The sequence below is a fragment of the Actinocrinis puniceicyclus genome, assembly GCF_018283645.1.
In the GTDB taxonomy this organism is placed as follows: Bacteria; Actinomycetota; Actinomycetes; order Streptomycetales; family Catenulisporaceae; genus Actinocrinis; species Actinocrinis puniceicyclus.
On the sequence record NZ_JAGSXH010000024.1, the window covers coordinates 1 to 22957 of the forward strand.

Here is a 22957-nt window from a genome sequence, read left to right on the forward strand (position 1 = left end):
GTGTGGGGTTCGGGCTGGGTAGCGCAGTCGCGGTGTCCACGGGGCCGCCATTCGCGCAGGAGCTGCCGGTTACCGAGTCGAGCAAGTCCAGCGCGGTGACCTGGTTGCCGCACACGTTGACGGGAATGTTGACAGGGATCTGAATCACGTCGCCGGAAGCGGTTCCGGACGAGCCGGACGAGCCGGACGAGCCGCCCGTCGCCGAGGTCGACCCGCCGCCGGTGGCGCATGTGCTGCCCTGATCGCCGTCGCCGGCGCTGACGAGGCCGGCTTGATTGCCGCACACGTTTACCGGTGCGTTGATCGGGATCTGGATCAGATTGCCGGAGGCGACGCCGTGGGAGAGCGAGGTCTCGCCGGCCGCCGTCGTGTCGGCGTGCGCGCCGGCCATTCCCAGGCCGGTCATCATCAGGCCACCCGTCATTCCGAGCATGAGGCGGCGTTTCGTCGAAGAATGCATGCGTGAAAACCCCAGGGTCGCCTTGAGAGCCAGTACGGCTTCGGAGTCGGCGCAGCTCGGCGGGCCGGATGTCGATCGCGGGCGCCGAAACCCGCTGCGTCGCCCTGGGAACGAGGTACGAAAGTCAGGGTTACCGGAAATCTTACGAATCCTGCGGATGAGTGAATTTCGACGCTGCGATACAACCATCCGGAGATCTGATGGCTGGTCAGCGAGGTCGACCTGACTCGCATGACCGCGTGTTGCGGCTCGCGGCCTCAGGATCGCGGTGACGTGGGACGGGAACGGGGCGTCAGCCGGATGACGGGCAGTTCCCGGTCGGTTCTGTGCTGGAACCAGGCGAATTGGGGTGCGGCGGTGGTTATCTGCTGCCAGGCTTGCGCGCGCTCCGCGCCGTGGAGCTGTACGGCGGTCACCGCGACCTGGCGGCCTTCGATGCCGATCCGGACTTTGTCGGGTCGGGCGGCGATGTTGTAGTACCAGGCCGGGTTCGTCGCCGTGCCGCCCGCTGCCGCTACGATCAGCCAGCTGCCGTTGCCGCCGGGGAAGCCGCCGACCGGGGTTGTGCGCTCGGCGCCGCTGCGGTGGCCGACGGTGGTCAGGACCAGGGTGTCGCAACCCATCAGCCTGCGATATGCCCTGTGCCCGATCCGGTTCATCACCAGCTTGTCGAGCCGCCGCCGGATCGGTCTCGGCGTTCGGCGGCCCCCGCGGGCTCCGGCGCGTGTGTCGAAACCGGCGCGCTCCGCGGTGATCTGTATGTCGTCCGTCTCGGCGGCGGCCGGGAGGTGCGCCGACCCGGTCGGCTCGTCGGCTGAGTCGAGCAGCCGCTCTTCAGGTGCCCCGTGGTGGGAATTGCGTTTCATCGGCCTCGCCGCCGTCCGACCGTGGACTCATCTCGCCAGCTCACAACATGATCAATGTAGCGGCGGCCGGGACGGCGCAGCAGAGCTGAAGGTCCCGGGCCGCCCGCCTGTCTGTTCTGGCGACCGCTTGGGCTTGCGCTTGACGCAGCGTCAACGCCTAGCGTCGCGGTTGAAGGAGGATGAACCCTGTGAGCTGGACTATCGCACAGGTTGCCCGCCTGTCTCGGATCACGACCCGGACGTTGCGGCATTACGACGCGATCGGTCTGCTGCGTCCGGCCGGTACTGGACCGGGCGGTGTGCGTATGTACGAGCGCGAGCAGTTGTTGCGGTTGCAACGGATCCTGTTGCTGCGGGATCTCGGTCTTGGACTCGACGCGATCGCCTCGGTGATCGATGACCAGGACCGGCGCGGCACGCGCGAGGTGCTCGGTCGGCACCGGGCTTGGCTGTTGGCGGAGAGCGAACGGCTGGCGCGGCTGGCCGGCACGGTCCAGCTCACGATCGACGAACTGTCAGGAGGAGCACAGATGGATGTCGAGGAGCTGTTCGAGGGTTTCGACCCGGCGCGTTACGAGAGGGAGGTGGAGCAGCGGTGGCCGCTGGCCGCTGCCGAGTCGCGTCGGCGTACTGGGGACTGGAGTCGGCGGGAGTTCGCGGGTGCCGCGCAGCGCGGGGTGGACTTGGCGCGGCGCTTCGCCGGGTTTGCGGCGGGGTCGGTGCCGGTCGACGACGCTCGCACGCAGGAGGCTGTTGCGGAGCACTATCAGTGGGTTTGTCTGTTCTGGACGCCTGACGCGGCCGCGTATCGGGGGCTCGGTGAGATGTATGTGGCCGACGAGCGGTTCCGGCAGTATTACGACAAGCACGGTCGGGGTACTGCGCAGTACGTGTGCGACGCGATGGCAGTGTACGCGGCGGCGAACCTGCCATAGCTGCGGCGGGACGTGAAGCGGCGCTGAGCCTGACGCGGCTTCGGGTTCGGCGCGTCGGGGGTCGTCCGAGCGGAAAACCGGCTAGCGTAGACAGCTAAGAAGAGAAACACTCGAATGAGCGACCCGTCGACGGGGCATTACTCGCGTGTCACGTAGTGAGTCTTGCGCCGTTCGGGGAAGGCTCGGCGTGGCGGATTGACAGCTTACTCCGGAAGGGAGGCGTGCGATGGCTTCGAGCCGCAGGGCGACCGCCCCGCATCTTGTGCCGGTCGACGACGGCGAGCGGTGGTACGGCGAGGAGCTTGGTGCGCAGCCCGGCTACCGGATCGCTACCGTGCGCCCGCAGAGTTTCACCGACGCGAAGGTGATCGGTGAGTATTTCCGGGACGGCATTCCGGTGATCATGAACTTGGCGGATCTTGAGGAGGCGGACGCGAAGCGGATCGTCGACTTCGCTTCGGGTTTGATCTTCTCGCTGCGTGGCGGGATAGAGCGGGTGGCCTCTCGGGTCTTCTTGCTTTCGCCGCAGGGCACCGAGCTGATGGATGGCGCGCAGAGCCCGTCTGCGGATCCTGGGTTCTTCAACCAGGACTGAGCCTGTCGGCCGTGGGGTCCGGTTGCGGTAGCAGCAGCCGGGTTGAGTGACGGCTTCGACTGTGTGGGCCGTCGGCTGCGCGAAGCTTTGAATGGTTTCGCGTAGTCGGCGGCCCCTTGGTGTTTTGCGCGCGGCCGCTGCGTGCCGCTGCCTGCTGCTGGGCTCTGCTGACCGCCGCGTTACGGAGTCTGGTTCGGGTGCTGCGGATAGTGAGGCTGTTGAGGGTACGGGTTCTGCTGCTGGTAGGGGTTTTGCTGCTGGTACGGGTTCTGTTGCTGGTAGGGCGGCTGGTATCCGCCGCCGTATTGGCCTGGCCCGGTGGGTGGTTTCGGGCCGCGCCGGGCGAGCAGGATGATCAGCAGGATGACGGCGAGTATGACGATGACACCGATGACGATGCCGATGATCAGGCCGGTGTGGGATGACGTGCTCGCTGGTGCTGTCTCGGTGCTGGGCGCGGTGGTGGGGTTTGCCGCGCCGGTGCCGGCGGTGGAACTGGAGCCTGGGCTCGCGCCTGCGCCGCCTGAAGCGAGCAGCGGGTTCGAGGTGTCGGATGGCGCGGGCGCTTGCAGGGCTTTGAGGGGGTCGATCACGCCGTAGCCGTATTGGTCGCTGTGCTGGCCGGCGGTTTGTCCCGCACCGGGGTCGGCGGTGGCTATGAGGTCGCGGATGACCTGGCCGGCGGTCCAGCCGGGGTGTGCGCTGCGGATGAGCGCGGCCGCCGCTGAAACGTACGCGGTGGCTTCCGACGTGCCTGATTCGGTGCCTTGCTCATTGAGATTGTTATCCCTGAAGATATCCACGCCGGGCGCAGTGACTACAACCTGGCTGCCCACATTAGAGCGCTGCCAGATCCGGCCTCCCTGATCGACAGCGCCCACAGCGACCACGCCCGGATAGGCTGCGGGATAATCGACTGAACTCGCCGACTCGTTTCCAGTAGCCGCGACCACGACAACATTCGAATCTATCGCTTGAGTGATGGCAGCTTGGACGGTGGGGTCTGGCACAGCGCTGTTGAGCGAAAGATTGATTACGCCCACGTGCTGCTGCACGGCGAATTGAATGCCTGCGGCAAGTTCTTGTGCGGTGAAGCCACCGGCACCGGTCATCACCCGCACCGGAAGGATCTTTGCCTCAGGAGCCAGGCCAGTCACATTGGTGCCGCTGCCGACGATGACTGACGCCATGCCAGTTCCGTGGCCCGAGCTGTCTGTATCGGTCGTTCCGTTGCCACTACTCGTGGCTCCTTGGGAGAAATCAGCGCCGGAGAGGACCTGGCCATTCAGATCGGGGATCGAGGCGACACCGGAGTCCAGGACTGCGACGGTGACGTTCGCACCCTTTGAGATCTGCCAGTCCTGGGATGCCTTGAGATATCCCAGCGCCCACTGTTGGCTCGAAAATGCCTGTGCGGGGCTCGCGGTGACCGCAGGAAGAGCGAGCAGCGCTGCCGCGATGGCCGCGCTGCCCGCACGCCTCAGTGCAGCCTTTTTCGGCTGCCTCGTACGCAAAACTACTCGATGACCGGCGGGGCTACTCGTTGTGCGCTCTGCCACCATTCCGGGTCTTCCTTCAGATAATCAGGGCGCTCACGGCGCTCCTCGTCCTCATCGCGACTGACGCCACGCCGGCCAATGCCCTGCGTCATGTGCAGCGGGTTGCCATCGGCGTCCGTCGCCCCGTCGTACGCCGACGTTACCCGACCGGTGCCTGAGCCGCGTGCGCCGTCGTTGACCAACAGCGACTCGTTGCCGCCGATCGAGGGCTGCACCCACTCCTCGGGCGCTGATCCGGGCTCGTCGCCGCCGAAGAAGCGACCGCGCGAGTACCGCGAGGATCCGAGTTCTTCCTCACCCGATGCCCCGCCTCCCTGCCGACCGCCGCCCATGCCGCGCAGACCGGCCTGACCCTCGCCGGACGCCGAACTTCCGGCACCACCGCCGAGGCGGCCGCCCATCGGCGCTTCCTCGCCGCCCAGTTCGCTCCCGCCGAGGCCGGCACCGTTGCGGCGCGCGGCGCCACCGGATTCGCTGCCGAAACCGTCTTCGCCGAACACGTTCGATGAGTTGAACTTGGACGTGCGGCCGGCACCGTTCTCCTCGCCCGCGCCGCCGCCGAACAGGCTCTCGCCGCCAAGCCCACCGGGCTTGTTCGACTCCTCTGGCGGAGGCAGTGGCAGACCGGCGCCGGGAATACCCATGATCGGTCCCGGAGTCGTGGTGGTCGTTCCGGTTGCGACGTTCTCGATCCCGGGCGGGGCCGAACTCGGCGGCGAGGTGAGCGGTCCCACGTGCTGCACGGACGTGCCGCCATCGTGGAAGACACCCCCGGAAACGCTGCCACCGACGCTCGACTGGTGTGTCGCCGTGCCACCGCCAGTTGTGGAACGACCGCTGTAGGTGTAGCTGCTGGCGGAGCTTGGGCCGCTGTAAGCGCCGCTGCCGAGACTGAAAGCTCCAGTCGAAGGATTATTGGGCTGGAAGTGCCAGCCTTCGTGTCCGCCCCCTGCGATCGAACTCATGTTGTTCGCAGCGGAGTCGTAGCTGGTGGACAGCGAGTTGAGCACCTCTGCCGCCTGGTTGCGCGCGGCGGTGTTGTGCTGCTGAGCCTGCTGTACTGGATCGGTCCCGGTGAAGATGTCCGAGAACGTGTTCGTGATCCCGCTGAACAGGCCGCCGGAGGGCACCGGCTTCTCGCTGGGCACCCTCTGCATCGCGGCCTGCGCCGACGCGGCGGCCGACTGCGCCGTCTTCAGCTGCGAGATCGTGTTGTTGACCGTCGCGACGACGTTCTGCGCGTGATTCGACGTCTCCTTGAAGGTCTGGGTAGCCGCCGTCGCCGCATCACCGCTCCAGGCCGACTGAAGGGACGAATTCGCAGAATTGAGCGTGTCCACAATATTGTTCAGCGACGTGGCTACCTGCTGATAACCAGCGATCTGGTCACCGATCGCCCCCGGATCCAGCGCGGCGACCTGCTGCTTCGCCCAGGCGACACCGCCGTACTGCTTGATCGTGCCCTGGTTGAACTGATTCGGCATCCGACTGCCCTACTCCGCGTCTTCCGGTTCCGTCACGTTCCGTTCGTTCTGATCCGATACCAAACCGCGTCAGGTGCTCTTCTGCACCTGGGTCATGTCCAAGTGCAGGTTGTTCTCGGTCGTCGAGTACAACTGATGGGTCTTCTGGATCCGGTCGTGCAGATCACTGATCTTCTGATTCACCTCAGAGATCAAGCCGTAGATGGCCTGCTGCACCTGGCCGTTGGCCGAGTTCAGCCGCCAGGCCGCCTCAAGGCCGTCGTTCGTCAACCCGAAATTGGACGAGCCGTCACCCGACTCGGCGCGCTTGATGCCGCCCGGCGCCGCCGTCTGCTGAATGTCCGACGCCGTGTTGTTGTGAAAGGTGTTCACCGCGAGCGGGCTCGCCGGCGCCTGAAAGTGGTCCTGCAGCAGTGCCTGAAGCTTGGCACGGACCGCTTCAAGCTCCTCCAACTCGACTCTGAAGCTGCTACCCATGACGCCGTTTTCCCCTCGGTTCCCCTCGTGTTGAAACTGCTCGCGCCACCCGTCGCGACGCCTGGCGCGCCGTCTGGCGGGGACACCCTATCGAAGGGTACCGACATGGACTGCGCACGGCCACCGCTTCGACGCCGTAAGTTGGCGCGGCGGACCGGTACGGTTGACATCAGGCCGGCCCGTCGGCCCGAAAGGTCCACTGTGGCCACACCGCGCGCCGCGGTCCACCCGGTTTTCCCAGGCCCGCGGTTCAGGACGGAGGATCGCCATGTCGGCGCGAGCAGCCGAGCCCGCCCGTCGCTCGGACGGCTCACCGCGCTACAGCCGCCGTACCGCACTGCGGACTCTCGGTGCCGCGGCGGCAACGGCGACGACGGCCGGGGGCGTCGCGGGATGCGCGGCAGGAACGGGAACCGGAGGTGTACCCGCGGCGCCGTGGCAGGCCGCGGAGACCTCCCTGGACCCGTATTTTCCCGGACACGGCGCCGGAGGATTCCTCGTCAACCATTACGCGCTGGATCTGGCCTACGCGCAGGGCGCCGCACGGGTCGCCGGTACGGCCACAATCAGGGTTCTGCCCTATGAGGCACTCTCCGTGCTCAGCCTGGACCTGGCCGCCGGAATGACCGTCTTGTCCGTCCGGGCCGATGGCGCGGAAGCATCGTTCTCCAGGCAAGGCGACAAGCTGCACATCCGGCCGCGCTCTGTGCTGCCGAGCGGGCGGATGGCGCAGCTGGAGATCGCTTACTCCGGGCAGCCCGTGCCAAGCCGAATCGCCGGCGTCGGGCAAGTGGGCTGGCAGCCGACCGGCACAAGCGGAGCCGACGGTGTGCACGCGCAGGCGGGTGCGCAGCCTGGTGCGCAGGCAAGTGCACAGGCGGGTGCGGACATCGCCGTACTGTCGCTGCCCGTCGGCGCGCCCACGTGGTTCCCGTGCGCCGACCACCCGTCGCTCAAAGCCGCCTACGACATCGCGGTGACAGCGCCGACCGGGGTCCGCGTGCTCGCCAACGGGCGCCTCGTGGACAAGCGCCCACAGGACTTCGGTACCCGCTGGACCTACCGCCACGACGGGCCCATGGCGACATACCTGGCGACGATCGTGATCGGTGACCTCGTGATCGACACCTCGTCAGGTCCGGCCGGCATCCAGTTGCGGAACGCGTACCCCGAGCGTCTCGCCGCGCAGGCACGCATCGACCTCGGCAGGCAAAGCCAGATGCTCACCGTCTTCGCCTCGCTCTTCGGTCCGTACCCGTTCGACGTCTACGGAACCGCCGTGCTCGACGGCGTGCCCGGGCTCACCCCCGCGGGCCCGCTCGGCGGAGCCTACGCCGCACAGACGCTCGGCCTGCTCGACTCCTCACTGGTCGACGGTCGGCGCACGCAAGAGAGCCTGATCGCCCGCACCCTCGCAGCACAATGGTTCGGCGGCAGCGTGACAGTGAGCAAATGGACGGATATCTGGCTCAGCACGGCCTTCGCTCGATACGCGCAATGGGTCTGGCTGGAGAAGTCAGGGGGTGCTAGCGCCGACGCGGCCGCGCGCGCGGCGATCGGGCGGCTGCGTGCCCTCGCGCAAGACCTGGTCCTAGCCGACCCGGGAGCCGAGCGCATCCTGGACGAGCGGGTCGCCCTGCGCGGTGCCTGTTTCCTGCACGCGCTGCGGCTGACGATGGGGGACCAGACGTTCTTCCAACTGCTGCGGATCTGGTGCAACCGCAACCAGAGCGGCAACGCTCAGAGTGATGATTTCCTCCAACTGGTGCCGGCTGTCTACACCGCGCAGGACTTGACGCCGTTCATGCACGGCTGGGTCGACGCGGCGCCCTTGCCCGACTTGCCTTAGACCAGCCGTTCGATCTCGATTTAAGGCAAGGTCCGGTCACGATTCGGTGCCGGTGAGGGCCTCGGTGCGGCAGCCCGTGACCGGCGCTCGCTAGGATCAGCCGCTCACGTCTTGAATTCTTAGAGGGGGACATCGTGTCCGAACCATGGGGGCAGCAGCCGCAGCAATCCGGCGGCGACTGGTCGGTACCGCAAAGCGGTGGCGACTCCGGGTCGTTCGCGCCGCCGCCGGTCGATCCGCAGTACGGCGCGCCGCAGCAGCCGCAGCAGCCGTACGGGGCCCAGCCGCAGTACGGCGCCCCCCAGCAGCAGATGCCGCCGTACACGGACCAGGCGCAATACGGGGCTCAGCCGCAGTACGGCGCCCAGCCGCCCTACGGTGCTCCAGGCGGCTACGGCGGCTACATGCCGCCGGCGCAACAGACGAACGGATTCGCGGTAGCCGGATTCATCCTGTGCTTCACGGCGATCCTCGGCCTGATCTTCTCGATCCTCGGCCTCGTGCGGTCCGGCAAGGCCGGTGGCAAGGGCCGCGGGCTCTCCATCGCGGGACTGGTGCTCTCGCTGCTGTTCGGCATCGGCTACGGCGTCGGAATCGCGGCGGTCAGCAACAGCACCGCGCTCGACCCGGGCTGCACCTCGGCCGAGAGTTCCGTCACCTCCCTGCTCGACAGGTTGCAGACCGACAGCTCCAAAGTGAGCAACGACAGCAGCGACCAGACCGCGTTGCGGGCGGACCTGGCGACGTTCACCAATGACATCCAGACCCTGAAGACGGACCTTGACAACGCGCTCGCCAAGGCGCAGCACCAGTCGGTCAAAGACCGGATCCAGGCCATGGACACCGACCTGGGCACCGTGCTCAGCGGCCTCAAGGCGCTCCAGAACGGCGACACCAGCCAACTGAGCCAGTTCACCGCAGCCGCAGACCGCCTCCAGGGCGACGGCACGGCGATCGACGACATCTGCAGCAAGCTCTGACCCCTCCTCGCCGAGAGACAAGCAGGGCCGCCGCCGGCAGCACCGCCGGCAGCGGCCCTGCGCCGTTTCTCCCGCCCCGGCTGCACGAAGCCGGTTCATCCTCCGTTTCTGATTCCACGGCCGTCATCACTTTTCGGCCGCGTTTGGTTGCACGTGCTGGTGCACGGTGCGCGCGACTCATACGATCATCAATCGTTGTCTGTCGCTTATCCGGTTTAACGCAAAGGCAAAAAACAACATGGCGAACGACTCGAACGAAGCGCTCTCGCTGTTCGAGGTTCCCCCGGCCGAACCGGCCGGGAACGGGGACTACCCAGGCCACTGGGACGACCACACGACCCCTCCCGCGGACCGGGGCAACCCCCTGGCCCTGGCGGGAGCGGTCGTTTCGTTTCTGCCTCCGGTCGGGCTCGCGCTCAGCGCGATCGGGTTGCGCCGCTCTCGCTCGCGGCGAGGCGCCGGACGCACGGCGGCGCTGATCGGAATAACGCTCTCGCTCGTGCTCGGCGGCGTCGAAACCTACGTCGCAGCCACAGCCCCGCTACTGGACTCCGGCTGCCTCAACGCCAACACCGCGGCATCACGGCTCCGCGCCGTCCAAGCCGCACCCGGCGGCGACCTGAGTGCGCTCGCGGCTGAACTCGACGCGATACACACCACCCTCGACGGCGCCGCCGACAGCGCGGACAGCGCTCAGGTGCGTACCCGACTGCAACTTGTAGCCGGTGACCTCGAAGCGCTGTCGGTCGACATCACGAACGCGAAAGCGACGGGGGAGACGGGCCAACTGGTGACCGACGAGGCCAAACTGCAGGTGGACGGCACCGCGGCCGACTCATACTGCCACTCACTCTGACCGCGCGACAGCACTCTGATGAATCATCCGACGAGGCCGTGCCGGTACGCATAACGCACGGCTTGGGCGCGGTCACGCACACCGGCCTTTGCGAACAGATGGTTGATGTGTGTCTTGACCGTGGCTTCGGACACGAACAGTTGCGCGGCGATCTGCGCATTGGAACTGCCCGCCGCGATCAGGCGTAGCACTTCGATCTCACGCGCCGTCAGATTGTCCGGTCTCGACGATACGCTCTGCGCTGTCGCCATCGGCACCGGGCTGCTCGCGGCGGCCGCGGCAGAGACAAGCCTGCGCTGCACCGCGCCGTCGAGGACCGACTGACCGGCCGCGGCCGCGATCACGGCGCGGGCGATGTCCTCGCGCCCCGAGTCCTTGGTGAGATAGCCGAGCGCACCTGCCTGAAGTGCCCCGTGAATCGAGACGTCGTCAGCGTAAGTGGTCAGCACGACCACCCTCGTGCGCGGGTACTGTGCGGTGATCCGCGCAGTCGCCTCGATGCCGTCCATGACAGGCATGTGCAGGTCCATCAGCACCACGTCCGGATCCGTCGCCGCGACCGCGTCAAGCGTCTGCCTTCCGTCGCCCGCGGCGGCGACAACGGTGATCTGCGGATCGAGATCAAGCAGGGTGACCAGTCCGTCGCGCACCGCGGCCTGATCATCCGCGACGAGCACGCGGATCTGGGGCCTTTCCGAACCGGAGTCCACCGCTCCAGCCTAGTGTCCCGCGCCGGGACACCAGGCCGTGGTTGAGAAGTGGCGTCGCGGCCCCGCGAGGTTGCTCAAACCCGGCCTGGACCAGGGCGAGGCACCAAAGGCCGCGCGACGGCATCCGGCCGCTGAGTTCCAAGGGGCCGCGCGCTCGCCGGAATACGCAGGGCGACTCGCCAGCCGTCGCCGTGCGCGCCCGCGTCCAGACTGCCTCCGGCCAGCTCTGCGCGTTCCCTGAGGCCGGCCAGGCCGTAGCCACCGCCGGACGAGGCGAGCGCAGTGACCGGCGCGGTCGCGGCACCGTTGGTCACCGTCAGGACGGTTTCGCAAGCAGCGCACACCAGCGAGAGCTCGATCGGTGCGCCCGGGGCGTGCTTGCGCGCATTCGTCAGTGACTCCTGCGCGGTGCGGTACAGCGCCAGCGATGTGTCGGGCTGGAGATCAGCCGGTTCACGGTCCGCGACGACGGTGACGGACGCGCCGGTGTCCGACGCGTACGATTCGGCCAGCGCACGCAACAGCGTCCGCAGGGGCGGAGTGTCCTCACGCAGCGCAGCGATGGCCCGGCGCGTCTCAGTCAGGCCCTCGCGCGCGATGCGCCGCGCGCTGATCACATAATTGTGCGCCTTCTGCGGGTCGGTCCCGCTGCTCAGCAGCGCGTCGGCGGCTTCGAGCTGCACCGTCAGCGCGGAGAGGGAGTGCGCGAGCACATCGTGGATCTCGCGGGCGATACGGCCGCGCTCGGCCAGCGCCGCCGCGTGCGCCTGCTCGTCGTTCGCGCGGCGCGTCTCCGCCAGCAACTGCTCGGCGGTGGCAGCGCGCTGCGACTGGGCGTGCCGGCCGAGACCCAGGCCGTAGCACCCGAACAGCACACCGACATACCCGGCCGCGGTGCCCGGGTTCGCCCCGGACACCGCGGTGGTGACGAGCATGATCACGGAGAAGGTGAGGACGATGGTCAGCGAGAAGCGGACCCGGAAGCGCACGGACGCGGACATCGTGGCGGACGCCGGAAAGGTGACAGCGACCGACGGCAGGTCCAGCCCCGTGAGCAGCGCGCCGGCCGCGCCGAACACACACAGCGCGACGATCACGGCCCGCTCGCCGATCCGCTGCGGTGCGAGGTAGATCCCGGCGGACCAGACGACCCAGCCGGCAGCGCAGAACGCAAGCATCACGGCGGCGAGCAGTCCGACCCCGTGTGTGCCGAACTGCACGTGTTGACGCTGAGTCAGAGTGGCCCACAGGATGAATCCGAGCGCGGCCAACCGCGCCGGGAACATGCGGTACCTCGCCGGCACGGCACGGTGCTCGGTCGACCACTTCGCGGTCCAGTCGATCACGTCCGACACGGTAATACCCGTGGGCTGATCAGCGAAGTGTCTCGCGCGAACCGCCCGCCGACGACGAAAACGATCATCGTGGCCGCGATCGCGGTCTGCCCGCGTGTGGCTCCCGTGCTCATCTCCCGCTCCCCGATGCCTGCCGCGTGAAGGTACGGCTCGAAGTTAAGCGCGCGGGCGGCACGCCGGGATCAACCCGGGGGTTGGCTCCGGGTTGATCCTCGCAGTGAACGAAGTCGCGCCGGCCTCAATCCGACCGCGCTCGCCTGATCGAGGGCAGCGCGAGGAAACCCTCGGCGCGCGCATAGGCGACGCCGATGCGCGGAAGGTCGCTGGACCGGCCGTAGAGCACGAAACGCGGTTCCCAGATCGGGCGGTACTTGGCGTTCGCCCGGTACAACGATTCGAGCTGCCACCAGCGCGAGAAGAACAGCAACACCGCGCGCCACAGGCGCAGCACCGGCCCGGCGCCGAGCCGTGAACCGCGCTCGAAGACCGCCCGGAACATGGCGAAGTTCAGCGAGATCCGCTCGACGCCCACCTCGGCGGCCCGCTGGATCAACTCGATGACCATGTATTCGATCACGCCGTTGTCCGACGCCTTGTCCCGCCGCATCAGATCCAGCGACAGCCCCGAACTTCCCCAGGGCACGTAGGACAGCAGCGCGCACAGCCGGCCCTCGACGTCGTGGCACTCGACCATCACGCAGCGCCCGTCCGCCGCGTCGCCCAACCGGCCGAGCGCCATCGAGAATCCGCGCTCGCTCTCGCCGTACCGCCAGTGGTCCGCGGCCTTGATCAGCGCGGCGAACTCGTCTCTGGGAATGTCCTCGTGCCGGCGGACGCGCACCGTGTAACCGGCGCGCTTGACCCGGTTGTACGCCTGCCGTACTACGCGCATCGCCCGGCCCTCAAGGGTGAAGTCCGCGACCTCGACAACGGCCTCGTCGCCGAGCTCGAGCGCGGTGAGGCCGTGCCGTTGGTAGACCGTGCCGCCCTCCTCGCTCGCCCCGGCCACCGCCGGTGCCCACGCGTGTTGATACGCCTCGGTCAGCCATGCCTCGATCGCCCCCGGCCATGCCTCCGGGTCGCCGAGAGGGTCGCCAGACGCCAGGGATACGCCTCCTACGACGCGGTACGCGATCGCGGACTTGCCTGTCGGGGAAAAGACGACCGCCTTGTCCCGGCGCAGTGCGAAGTAGCCGAGCGAGTCGCGGTCCCCGTGTTTGTCGAGCAGTGCGCGCAGCCGCTCCTCGTCCTCGGGCGAGTGCAGCCAGCGCCCGCGTGGCGAACGGAAGAGCGAGTAGAGCGCCAGCAGGAACAGCGCGAGGCTCATCAGGTTGATGATGACGCCGACCCAGTGCGGCACCACCAGGCCGTCCGGACCCATGTCGTCCCCGGCGAGGGTCGCCACGCGGGCCAGGGTGTAGCCGATACGGTCGCCCAGGCTGGAGACGCCGAGCGACCCGAAGGTGCTGACCAGCAGCACCCCGATCGCCACCGCGGCCGCGCCGCCGCCGAGCAGCACCCCGGCGGCCAGCTTCGGATTGTTCCGATCGCCCTTCGCGTAGAACTCGCGGCGACCGCCCAGCAGCGCCAGCCACAACAGCAGCGTGAACCCGGTGGAGAACCAGTCGAACGGGTGGCCGCGGAACTGCGGGAAGATCATCGCATAGACGTAGAGCGCGGCGGTCGGCGTCAGCAGGACCATGTTGAAGATCCACGCCACGCGTTTACGCCGCCCCATCGTGACGGCCATGAACGCGGTGAAGGCGGCGGACGCGTACCCGGCGGTCAGCAGGTACGGCGTGAAGTAGTCGCCGGAATTGTGCCGGTGCACGGTGTTGCCGAAGGACACGAAGATCGCGCCGAGCAGATTCAGCAGCGCGGCGATCCGCAGGTACCAGACCGCGTAAACCGCCGAAGGACCGCGCAGCCGCCCGCCCAGCAGCCCCTTGCCCGGGGCCGGGGCGCAGTTGCCGCCCTTCCGGCCGGTAGACCGTTCCACAGTGCCCGCAGACATCCGCCGCTCGCGTCCCTTCGCTGTCCGATTCGTCCTTCTCATCCTGACGGACGGAGGCACCGCGACGCGAACCGCGCGGCACCGCGTCCGCCCGGCCGTGGCGGGGCCGGGCGAACGCGGTCGCGGGGCCTGTTCCGGCGGCCTGGATGGTCCAGCGACTTCCCGGCCAACGGCAACAAGCTCCCTCCGGAAAATGACGAGATGCTCGCCTGACCGGTTCCGGGCGAGTCGACACGTTGATGCTGCCGGACGCGTGGCTGCCGAGACCAGAGCGGTTGGCTGTCGAGCCGGTGAAGGCGACCTTGCCGACGCCCGACGGCTACAGCGGTCGGGCGGCGCGCAAGGCGGCGATGCCGAGTCCGGTCCCGGTGCCAGGATGGGCCCATGCAACTGCGCATCTTCACCGAGCCCCAGCAAGGCGCCACCTACGACACCCAGCTGACGATCGCCAAGGCCGCCGAAGACCTGGGCTTCGACGGCTTCTTCCGCTCGGACCACTACCTCAAGATGGGCGAGGTTTCCGGCCTGCCGGGACCGACGGACGCCTGGATCACCCTCGCCGGGCTGGCCCGCGAGACCTCCCGCATCCGGCTCGGCACCCTGGTGTCCCCGGCGACCTTCCGGCTGCCCGGCCCGCTGGCGATCCAGGTCGCGCAGGTCGACCGGATGTCCGGCGGCCGGGTCGAGCTGGGCCTGGGGACCGGATGGTTCGGCGAGGAACACGCGGCGTACGGGATCCCCTTCCCGGACAAGCGGTTCGAGCTGCTTGAAGAACAGCTGGCGATCGTCACCGGGCTCTGGGACACCCCGCAGGGGCAGACCTTCTCGTTCGCCGGCGAGCACTACCGGCTGGTGGACTCGCCCGCACTGCCGAAGCCGGCGCAGCGTCCGCACCCGCCGGTCATCGTGGGCGGCAGCGGCCCGACGCGCACCCCGCGCCTGGCCGCCCGCTACGCCGACGAGTTCAACGCGAACTTCTGCGACCTGCAGGAGACGGCCGCCAGCTTCGCGCGGGTGCGCGCCGCGACGGCGCAGTCGGGCCGGGACCCGGACTCACTCATCCTCTCCGCCGCCAGCACGACCGTCGTCGGCAAGGATGACGCAGAGGTGGCTCGGCGCGCTGAGGCGGCCGGGGTGCCCGTCGAGTGGCTGCGCGAGAAGGGCTACTACGGCACACCGGGCGAGGTGGTCGACACGCTCGGTCGCCTCAAGGAACTGGGCGCTACCCGGATCTACCTTCAGATCCGGGACCTGGCCGACCTGGACCACCTGGAGCTGATCGCCGCCGAGGTGGCGCCGCAGCTGGGCTGACGGACCGGCCGGACGGCCCGGCGAACGGCGCCGGGCCGGGCCGGGCCGAGATGATTCCGACAACCGTTGTCATTGTCATATCTCAATATACTGTTTCACCGGCTATGCTGTGGCGCATGAAGGTCGACCGCGCGCGCGACGGCGAGGGACACGAGGAAGACAAGCCCGATCGTGCCGGCCACGGCCACGGGCACGACCACGGGCACGACCACGGCGCGGCGGTCCGCGCGGACTCGGACCGCCGCTACCTGACCGCGGCGCTCGGGCTGATCCTCGCCTTCATGGCGGCCGAGGTGACCGCCGGGCTGTCCGCGCGCTCGCTGGCCCTGGTCTCGGACGCCGGGCACATGCTCACCGACGCCGCCTCGCTGGGCTTGGCACTGTTCGCCATGCGGCTGGCCGCCCGTCCGGCCAGCGGGCCGTGGACCTACGGCCTGCGCCGCGCGGAAATCCTCTCCGCGCAGGCCAACGGCATCACGCTGCTCGTACTCGTGGTCGTGTTCGGCGACGAGGCGGTGCGCCGGCTGATCGAGCCGCCGAACGTGGCCGGCGGCCTGGTCACCGCGACCGCGCTCGTCGGCATCGCGGTCAACGCGGCGGCCGCGCTGTTGATCAGCCGCGCGAACCGGACCAGCCTGAACGTGGAGGGCGCGTTCCAGCACATCCTCAGCGACGCCTGGGCCTTCCTCGCCACGGCCGTCTCCGGCATCGTCGTGCTGACCACCGGGTTCGACCGCGCCGACGCGATCGCCTCGCTCTTCGTCGCCGCGCTGATGGCGCGCGCCGGATACCGGCTGGTGCGCGACTCGTGGCGGATCTTCCTGGAAGGCGCGCCGGCGGGACTGGAGCCCGCACGGGTCGGCGCCGCGATGGCGGCCGATCCGCAGGTCTCCGAGGTGCACGACCTGCACGTGTGGACGATCACCTCGGGGTTCGCGGCGCTTTCGGCCCATGTGCTGGTCGTGCCGGGGGAGAACTGCCACGCGGTGCGCGGCCGGCTCCAGGAGTTGCTGCGGGAGAAGTTCGGGATCCAGCACACGACGCTCCAGGTCGACCACGCGCCGGAGGCCCTGCTCACGATCGAGCGCACCGCGCCGCGCAGCGAGCACTGACAGTCAACCCCCCCCGGACATAGTGCGTTGGGATGCACATCCGACTAATGTCACGGGTAAGTAACGCTTACGTGCGGCACTTGTCCGCGTGGCCGCCGTGGGAGAAAGTCGCAATGCCGGGTAGATCGGCGTACTCGCCCGATTGCTCCCGGCATCCGGCTTTTGTGCGTGCGGCGCGCGGGCCGCGGCACGCCGGAGCCCGTGCTTACCGGAGCAGAGAGGGGCGGAACGCTGATGGATCGCCATGGACGCCCGCCGGCCTCGGATGTTGAGGCCTGGCTCGCGCAGGAGCTGTCGTTCCTCTACGCCGTGGAGCGCAAGGTCCTGCGCCGCGCGGCCCTGGCTAGGCGCAGCCGCTGGCTGTGCGTGGCGTTGCTCGCCGTCGGAGTGTGCTGCTCCGCCTGGGCTGTGGTCGGCGCACTGGGTAAAGGCTGACGGGACAAAGGCCGGCTGGACGAAGGGCGAGGGAGTGAAAGCCGACCGGGCGGGAGTTGACGGTCCGTCGGTTTCGGCGCCCGGTAAGCGTTGTGCCCCACAAGAGCTAATCCGCAGCGACCGTGTATGTATCGGTGCTGCTCAGGGATGTTCTACTGACTCAACGTCAGATAGTCACCCGTACGGGCGCCTGACACATCCCCGATCCGTCGCATAAGGTCTCCCCGGCGGGACGGCGACGGTTCACGTTCACTCGGCCGAAAGCAGGCCGCCTTCTCGCGGGCAGCGCTCGTTCCACGCGTTGATCGCCGAATCACGATAGTCTGACGGCGGCCTGACCGGGCCACGGGGAACTTCGCTCTTCTCGCGAGGTGACCCGGGCTCGATTGTGGGGAACACTCTGCACGACAAGTGCGGATGCACGGTGCATCCGCAGGTACCGATCGCGCGATTGGTCCGGTTGTGTGGTTGCGTTGGCCTGACAACTGAATATACAGACTAGTACGACTCGCGAAGGCGACACAGCGACGGGCTCGCTGGGTCGGCAGCACGGATGAGGCCGCTGGGGAAGGCGCACCTCGTTCACAGACCGCCGACCGAAGGAGACACCGACGTGCCTACTCGTGGAGTCCTGTACATTCACTCCGCGCCCCGCGCGCTGTGCCCGCACGTCGAGTGGGCGGTCGCGGGGGTGCTGGGGGTGCGCGTGAGCCTGGATTGGGCCAGGCAACCCGCCGCACCCTCCACGTGGCGTGCCGAGCTGCCGTGGACCGCGGAGCCGGGCACCGCCACCCGGCTCGCCTCCGCGCTGCGCGGCTGGCAGCTGTTGCGTTTCGAGGTGACCGAGGAGCCTTCCTCCGGCGCCGAGGGGGAACGCTATTCCTCGACCCCTGATCTCGGGGTCTTCCACGCCGTGACCGGAGTGCACGGCGACATCATGGTCTCCGAGGACCGGCTGCGCGCCGCCATGCTGCGCGCCGGCCGCGGCGGCGACCTGGAGGCAGAACTGCAGAACCTGCTCGGCAAGCCCTGGGACGACGAGCTCGAACCCTTCCGCTGCGCCGGCGACGGAGCCCCGGTGCGCTGGCTGCACCAGGTCGTCTGACCGGATCAGCGCGGCGAGGGGTCGTGCAGCACGACCCAGCCGTCGCTCTGGAAGACCACCCGATACCCGGCCGACTCGAGACGCCGCACCTCGGCCTGTTGCGCCGCGACGTTCGTGAACGGATAAGAGGACCGCTGCACGTCCGCGACGATCCACGACGGCGCCGGGTAGGCTCGGTCGCCGGGCGGCCCCCACATCACCACCTTGTCGCGGCTGAGCAACTGCGGGCCGAGCTGCGTCGCCGCGGCCACGTAGACGCCGTCCGGAATCCGGGCGGCCGCCTGCTTCGCGGCCACGACGCTCGGAGCCGAGGTGTTCCAGAAGCTCGCCATGGTCATGTGATGCATCGGGTAGCGGGCGAACGTGTTCCACCCGTACCCGGCGACGTAGGCGGCGAAGGCCATCATCAGCGCGCTGATCGCCAGCGGATACCGGCCGGTGACGCGCGCCTCGATGCGTGCGACCGCGGGGCGGGCACGGCTCGCAACGAGCGAACGCGCACCCCGTCGTGCCGTGCCGCGCAGCGCGGCGACCGCGGGTTTGTCCTTGGCGCTGCGCCAGCTCCAGGCCAGCCACCGCGAGAGCCGCAGAGCTCCGTCCACACCGCCGCAGAAGATGATCGGAACCAGGAACGCGTTGTAATGGTAGGGCATCACCCAATAGAGCTGATTGACCGACAGGAACCGTTCCGCCACGAGCGGCACGGCCACCAGGCTGAGGGGGGAGAGCAGACACAGCCCGAGGACCGGCCACAGCAGCATCTCCAGTGTCTGCCGTTTGACCGGTGTGTTGATCAGAGTGTGCGCGGTGTGGGCCGGATCGGCCAGCATCGCGTGCAGCGCCGCCGACTGCGTCGGGCCGAACTCGGTGTAGGTGAAGTCGCGGTTGGGGCTGCCGCCGAAAGCCGGCAGCAGCACCTGGGCGACCAGCCACACCATGCCGAGGCCGATCGGCACCAGCGCCAGGAACCAGGCCCGGTCGCGCCGCCGCAGCGTGCCGAGCAGTAGCAGGGGCCGCCGGGCCGCCCGCCGCAGCAGCCGTGCCCAGTCCCGCAGGGTCGCGTCCTTGGCCGCGAGGTAGAGCCCGAAGAGCGCGACGACGAACCCCATGTCGTCCTTGACCCCGAGCAGCAGCAGGCTGATCAGCGCCGCCTGCCGCAGCCGCCCGGCGTGCGCCCGCTCGATCGCCCACATCAGGATCGGCAGTTCCAGGAACACCTCGTGGAACTCGAACCACAGCGCCATCTGCAGCGGCCAGGTGACCCCGTAGCCGATGACCACCAGATACGCGGACACCGTCGCGGCGGTACGGCCGAAGCGCCCGTCGTGCCCGAAGCGGGCGACCGCGCGGCGCGCGTAGATCCACAGCGGGATGATCGGCAGCGCGCTGAGCACCGCGGTCTCGATGAACAGGGTCTCGGGCCCGTCGTGGATCCAGTAGAAGGGCGCGAGCAGCACCAGCAGCGGAGTGAAGTGGTCGGACAACTGCAGGACTCCCGCGTCGCCGGGGCCGCGCAGCCCGATGAACGGGGAGTGCGGCCCCATGAAGTGCGCGTAGCCGGAGATCGCCTGGTCGTACTCGCCGACGTCGGCCAACCCGTCCTTGAGCGTGGCGTGCAGACCGAGCAGGTAGGCGCTGTAGAGCGTCGCGTAGATCGAAGCGATCGCGCCGACACCGAGCACGTGCGGCCAGCGGCGGCCCGTGCCGGTGGGCCTGCCTGACGCGGATTCGCCGCCGACTGCTGTTGGTGTACTCATGATGGCGGTCACCGCCGGCTCACCATTCCCGTGTCCAGGGCCCGGTTTCGGTGCGGCCCGGTCGTCCCGCGCCACGCCGACCGACCCTACCGCGAACCCGCGGGTGTTCCCCGCGCCGACCCGGCCGCGTGCCTCGATCCGGTGGACGGCGGATCCGGGCGGCACGCCCGGCCAAGACGGCGCGCGTCAGCCGGAGTTTCTCAGTACTGGTGCCCGTCGCTCTCGCCGGCGTCTTTGATGATCTGCCGGCCGCGTTCCGCCATCGTCTCGGCTATGGCCGCGGTCACACCTATCCGCTCGGCCAGTTCGGCGTAGGTGATCCGGTCGAAGCGGCGCGGGTCGGTCAGTTCCGCCGCGGCGATGGCCTGATACGCGCCGGCGCGGTCCGCGGCCGCGCGAAAGGCCGTGTGCAGATCGGTGGCGCGCTCAAGCAACTCCGCGGCGTCGGTAATCTCGTCCAGCCCGAAGAACCGGTTGTCCTGCGACTCCTCGGCGACCGGCTCATACAGCAGCGGCACGGGGCGCGTGCGGGGTTGCTCCTTCACCGCGACAGTTTCTCACGGAGCGCCGCTCCCGTGGGGTTCTGTCAGGAGGGAATCGAGCAGCAGCGGTACCCGCGGCGGCGCGTCCAGCAGCAGATCGGCTCGCCCGCCGAGCGCCGCGCCGCGGCCCTCGGCGACTCCCACCGCGACGCGCACCGCGTGGAATCCCGGCCGCTCGGCGACCAGCCTGTCCAGCGCGGCGAAGGCCGGCAGGTCGCCCAGGTCGTCACCGAAGTACCAGGCCCCTGCCAGGCCCGCCGCGGCGCGCAGCACCACGGCGCCCTTGTCGGTCTCCACCGGGGGTTTGAGCTCCACCACCATCCGGCCGTGCTGCAGCAGCAGGCCGTCCGCCTCGGCCCGCGCGCCCGCCCACGCGTCGATCCGAGGTTCGAGATCCGGGTCGGCGCGGAAGTGCAGCGCGCAGGAGAGCCGCTTGTCCTCGATCAGCGCGCCCGGGAAGGCGGCCCGCGCGTCCGCGACGACCCGGGCGATCAGCGGGACGTACGATTCGGCCTCGGGCGAGGTCCGCACGCTCGCGCCGCCGTCCGCCGAGTATTCGAGTCCGTACAGGCCGTGCAACCGGAGGCCGGGCACCGCGCCGAGGCGCCCGGCGAGGAAGGCCACCGGCCGGGCGGAGACCACCGCGGTCACCGCGGCCCTGGCGGCGAGCGCGCTGAGGGCGGCGAGGACTCCGACGGCGGGCTGGACGCTCTGCGGATCCTGCTGGATCGGCGCGAGCGTGCCGTCGAAGTCGAAGAAGAAGCCGTATTCGCTCAGCCGGGCGGCGGTGCGGGTGGCGTTGGTGCCGGCCGGGACCATCGCCTCCGCGGCCGGTTCGGTGGCGTTCTCGCGCTGCTTGCTCGCGGCGTCGTCGCGCGCCGCTTCGTCATCCTTGGTCACCCGTCCAACCTGCCCGAGCCCGATGCCGGCACGCAAGCGCACCGCCGCACTCACCGGGCGCGGCGGCTGAACCGGCGCGGCGCTCGAACGACCTGAGCGGTTCAACGCAGGTCGCGCAACGCGAGCGTGGTCATCAGCAGTGCCACGCCGCGCGGCGTGGCCGGGTCCAGGCCGGTCAGTTCGGTCACCCGGGCCATCCGGTTGTCCACCGTGTTCGGGTGCAGGCCGAGCCGGGCGGCCGTGCGGCGCCGGTCGTAATCCTCCTGCAGGAACACCCGCAGCGTCTCCAGCAGGTCGGGGCGGCCGGCGAGCGGATCGAGCAGCCCGCCGAGCAGGTCGGCGCTCTCGTCATGCCGGGTCAGGTGGTACTCCAGCAGCACGTCCTGCAGTGCATAAACCCCGGGAGCGCGGCCGAGCGCGCAGACCAGACGCAGGATCTCGTCCGCCGTTCGCGCCGCCGCGCCGATCCACTCGGGCTGGACGGCGGCGCTCATCGCGACGTGTACCGGGCCGCCCCACGTGCGCGTCAGGCGGCGAACCAGGTCCTCGCCGATCGGCGGCGCGGGCTCGGCGCCGCCCGAAGCGGATCCGTGACGCGGCACGAGCACATGGCCGCCGCCGCGTTCAAGCAGCACCGGAACAAGGCCGCCGAAATGGGCGTCGATGGTTTCGTGCAGCCGGTGCAGCCGGCGGTGAACCGCCGCGTCGGCGGCGCCGTCGGCCGGCTCGCCGAAACTCAGCGCCAGCACGGTCGCGCCCTGGTCCAGCCCGAACTCGGCCAGCGCCGCCGGCTCCTTCGGCGCCACCCCGGCGACCAGGTCGCGAACCAGTTCGCGGCGGCGGTCCCCGCGCGCGGCGGCGAGCAGCGCCAACTCCTCCTCATAGGCGCGCGCCACCTCCGCGATCGCCTCGTCCTGGCTGACCAGCAACAACCGGGCCACTTCGGGCAGCGCTGCCTGCTCGTCGCGGTCGGCGGCCGCGCACAACTGCTCGAACAGCGCCCGCGCCCCGATCGTGTAGCAGCGCAGCAGAATGGGCAGCGGCATGCCCTCCTCGGCGCGCGAGGCCGCGCGCCTGCGGAACATGACCCTCGCCTCGTGCTCGGCCGCGGCGTCTCCCTCAACGCGGCGCAGAAACGTCAGCACCGCCTGCCGTGTCGCCGCCGCGACGTCGGGTCCCCGCAGTGTCGGATATTCGGGCAGTTGGACGCACCACTGCGCGACCAGGTGCCGCACGAATTGATCCACCCGCGGCTCGCAGCGGCGTGCCAGTCCCCGCGCGCGTTCCGCGGCGCGGGGACGGGAATCAGAAATCGAACGCAATGACATGACCGATCCCGTTCCTCGGTGACGGCGGGGAACCGCGACCGCACGGCTCAAAGTTTCACAGACCCCGTACTCATATTCTGCCAGGCCGCACCGGCGCGACGGCGGGCCATATCGCCTTGCGCGCGGCGTGCAACGCGTCGGTCGGACAACGGCCGCTCGAATAGCCCGGCTCCAACTCGGCCTCATCGGAGTGCGCGATCCGCAGAGGTCGTTGGTGCACGCACCCGTGCGCGGCACGCGGCATTTCGCCGGGTAGCGCCGACCGGTCCGCCCGCGCGGACCGCATTACCGCCTGTTCGTCAGAGCACTGCGTTTACGGAAGTGGTG

General features: G+C 69.2%; 21 protein-coding genes. 9 read left to right on the top strand and 12 right to left on the bottom strand.

The window, feature by feature from the left end:
- Positions 1–649: chaplin (locus tag KGA66_RS09540; RefSeq protein WP_211466842.1), on the bottom strand; the 649-nt coding region annotated here is incomplete at its 3' end.
- 68 nt (positions 650–717) lie between these two features.
- A complete protein-coding gene (locus KGA66_RS09545) occupies positions 718–1326 on the bottom strand; it encodes a nitroreductase/quinone reductase family protein (protein WP_211466844.1) in 609 nt (202 codons plus the stop codon).
- Between the two features lie 188 nt (positions 1327–1514).
- Here KGA66_RS09545 and KGA66_RS09550 point away from each other — a divergent pair, with 188 nt between their 5' ends.
- Positions 1515–2261 (top strand): MerR family transcriptional regulator, encoded by a 747-nt coding sequence (locus KGA66_RS09550; RefSeq protein WP_211466846.1) that lies wholly within the window; start codon positions 1515–1517, stop codon positions 2259–2261.
- Between the two features lie 226 nt (positions 2262–2487).
- The gene (locus tag KGA66_RS09555; RefSeq protein WP_211466848.1) at positions 2488–2856 is read left to right on the top strand and encodes a cell division protein SepF; all 369 of its coding nucleotides are present in this window, start codon (positions 2488–2490) and stop codon (positions 2854–2856) included.
- Positions 2857–3035: 179 nt separating this feature from the next.
- Here KGA66_RS09555 and KGA66_RS09560 read toward each other — a convergent pair whose 3' ends face one another.
- The 3 genes from KGA66_RS09560 to KGA66_RS09570 all read right to left on the bottom strand — a co-directional run bounded on the left by KGA66_RS09560 (position 3036) and on the right by KGA66_RS09570 (position 6376).
- Positions 3036–4370 (bottom strand): S8 family serine peptidase, encoded by a 1335-nt coding sequence (locus KGA66_RS09560; protein WP_211466850.1) that lies wholly within the window; start codon positions 4368–4370, stop codon positions 3036–3038.
- 2 nt (positions 4371–4372) lie between these two features.
- Positions 4373–5899 carry a WXG100 family type VII secretion target gene (locus tag KGA66_RS09565; protein WP_211466852.1) on the bottom strand — a complete coding sequence of 509 codons (1527 nt, stop codon included), beginning with the start codon at positions 5897–5899 and terminating at the stop codon, positions 4373–4375.
- A gap of 69 nt (positions 5900–5968) precedes the next feature.
- The gene (locus KGA66_RS09570) at positions 5969–6376 is read right to left on the bottom strand and encodes a hypothetical protein (RefSeq protein ID WP_211466854.1); all 408 of its coding nucleotides are present in this window, start codon (positions 6374–6376) and stop codon (positions 5969–5971) included.
- A gap of 268 nt (positions 6377–6644) precedes the next feature.
- On the opposite strand from KGA66_RS09570, the gene KGA66_RS09575 reads away from it, so the two are divergent.
- The 3 genes from KGA66_RS09575 (at position 6645) to KGA66_RS09585 (ending at position 10061) form a co-directional block, all read left to right on the top strand.
- Positions 6645–8225 (top strand): M1 family metallopeptidase, encoded by a 1581-nt coding sequence (locus KGA66_RS09575; RefSeq protein WP_211466856.1) that lies wholly within the window; start codon positions 6645–6647, stop codon positions 8223–8225.
- Positions 8226–8359: 134 nt separating this feature from the next.
- Complete coding sequence (locus tag KGA66_RS09580; RefSeq protein ID WP_211466858.1) at positions 8360–9205, top strand: DUF4190 domain-containing protein; 846 nt, start codon at positions 8360–8362, stop codon at positions 9203–9205.
- Between the two features lie 238 nt (positions 9206–9443).
- Positions 9444–10061 carry a hypothetical protein gene (locus KGA66_RS09585; protein WP_211466860.1) on the top strand — a complete coding sequence of 206 codons (618 nt, stop codon included), beginning with the start codon at positions 9444–9446 and terminating at the stop codon, positions 10059–10061.
- Positions 10062–10084: 23 nt separating this feature from the next.
- On the opposite strand, the gene KGA66_RS31520 is transcribed toward KGA66_RS09585, so the two are convergent.
- From KGA66_RS31520 to KGA66_RS09600, 3 genes are all read right to left on the bottom strand, one after another.
- Positions 10085–10771, bottom strand: a complete 687-nt coding sequence (locus tag KGA66_RS31520) for a response regulator transcription factor (RefSeq protein ID WP_211466862.1) — start codon at positions 10769–10771, stop codon at positions 10085–10087.
- 74 nt (positions 10772–10845) lie between these two features.
- A complete protein-coding gene (locus KGA66_RS09595; RefSeq protein ID WP_211466864.1) occupies positions 10846–12117 on the bottom strand; it encodes a sensor histidine kinase in 1272 nt (423 codons plus the stop codon).
- Between the two features lie 247 nt (positions 12118–12364).
- The gene (locus tag KGA66_RS09600; RefSeq protein WP_211466866.1) at positions 12365–14140 is read right to left on the bottom strand and encodes a phosphatidylglycerol lysyltransferase domain-containing protein; all 1776 of its coding nucleotides are present in this window, start codon (positions 14138–14140) and stop codon (positions 12365–12367) included.
- Positions 14141–14524: 384 nt separating this feature from the next.
- On the opposite strand from KGA66_RS09600, the gene KGA66_RS09605 reads away from it, so the two are divergent.
- The 4 genes from KGA66_RS09605 to KGA66_RS09620 all read left to right on the top strand — a co-directional run bounded on the left by KGA66_RS09605 (position 14525) and on the right by KGA66_RS09620 (position 18103).
- Positions 14525–15451: an LLM class F420-dependent oxidoreductase gene (locus KGA66_RS09605; RefSeq protein WP_211466868.1), complete on the top strand. Its 927-nt coding sequence runs from the start codon at positions 14525–14527 to the stop codon at positions 15449–15451.
- A gap of 116 nt (positions 15452–15567) precedes the next feature.
- A complete protein-coding gene (locus tag KGA66_RS09610; protein ID WP_211466870.1) occupies positions 15568–16563 on the top strand; it encodes a cation diffusion facilitator family transporter in 996 nt (331 codons plus the stop codon).
- Positions 16564–16797: 234 nt separating this feature from the next.
- A complete protein-coding gene (locus KGA66_RS09615) occupies positions 16798–16998 on the top strand; it encodes a hypothetical protein (protein WP_211466872.1) in 201 nt (66 codons plus the stop codon).
- A 613-nt stretch (positions 16999–17611) separates the two neighbouring features.
- Positions 17612–18103 (top strand): DUF3145 domain-containing protein, encoded by a 492-nt coding sequence (locus KGA66_RS09620; protein WP_211466874.1) that lies wholly within the window; start codon positions 17612–17614, stop codon positions 18101–18103.
- 5 nt (positions 18104–18108) lie between these two features.
- On the opposite strand, the gene KGA66_RS09625 is transcribed toward KGA66_RS09620, so the two are convergent.
- The 4 genes from KGA66_RS09625 to KGA66_RS31525 form a co-directional block, all read right to left on the bottom strand.
- Positions 18109–19860, bottom strand: coding sequence for a DUF2079 domain-containing protein (locus KGA66_RS09625; protein ID WP_211466876.1), 1752 nt, complete (start codon positions 19858–19860; stop codon positions 18109–18111).
- A 200-nt stretch (positions 19861–20060) separates the two neighbouring features.
- Positions 20061–20405, bottom strand: coding sequence for a DUF8844 domain-containing protein (locus tag KGA66_RS09630; protein WP_211466878.1), 345 nt, complete (start codon positions 20403–20405; stop codon positions 20061–20063).
- A gap of 12 nt (positions 20406–20417) precedes the next feature.
- Positions 20418–21302: a trehalose-phosphatase gene (gene otsB, locus KGA66_RS09635; RefSeq protein WP_211466880.1), complete on the bottom strand. Its 885-nt coding sequence runs from the start codon at positions 21300–21302 to the stop codon at positions 20418–20420.
- A gap of 101 nt (positions 21303–21403) precedes the next feature.
- A complete protein-coding gene (locus KGA66_RS31525) occupies positions 21404–22816 on the bottom strand; it encodes a PucR family transcriptional regulator (RefSeq protein WP_498066734.1) in 1413 nt (470 codons plus the stop codon).
- Positions 22817–22957 lie beyond the last annotated feature (141 nt).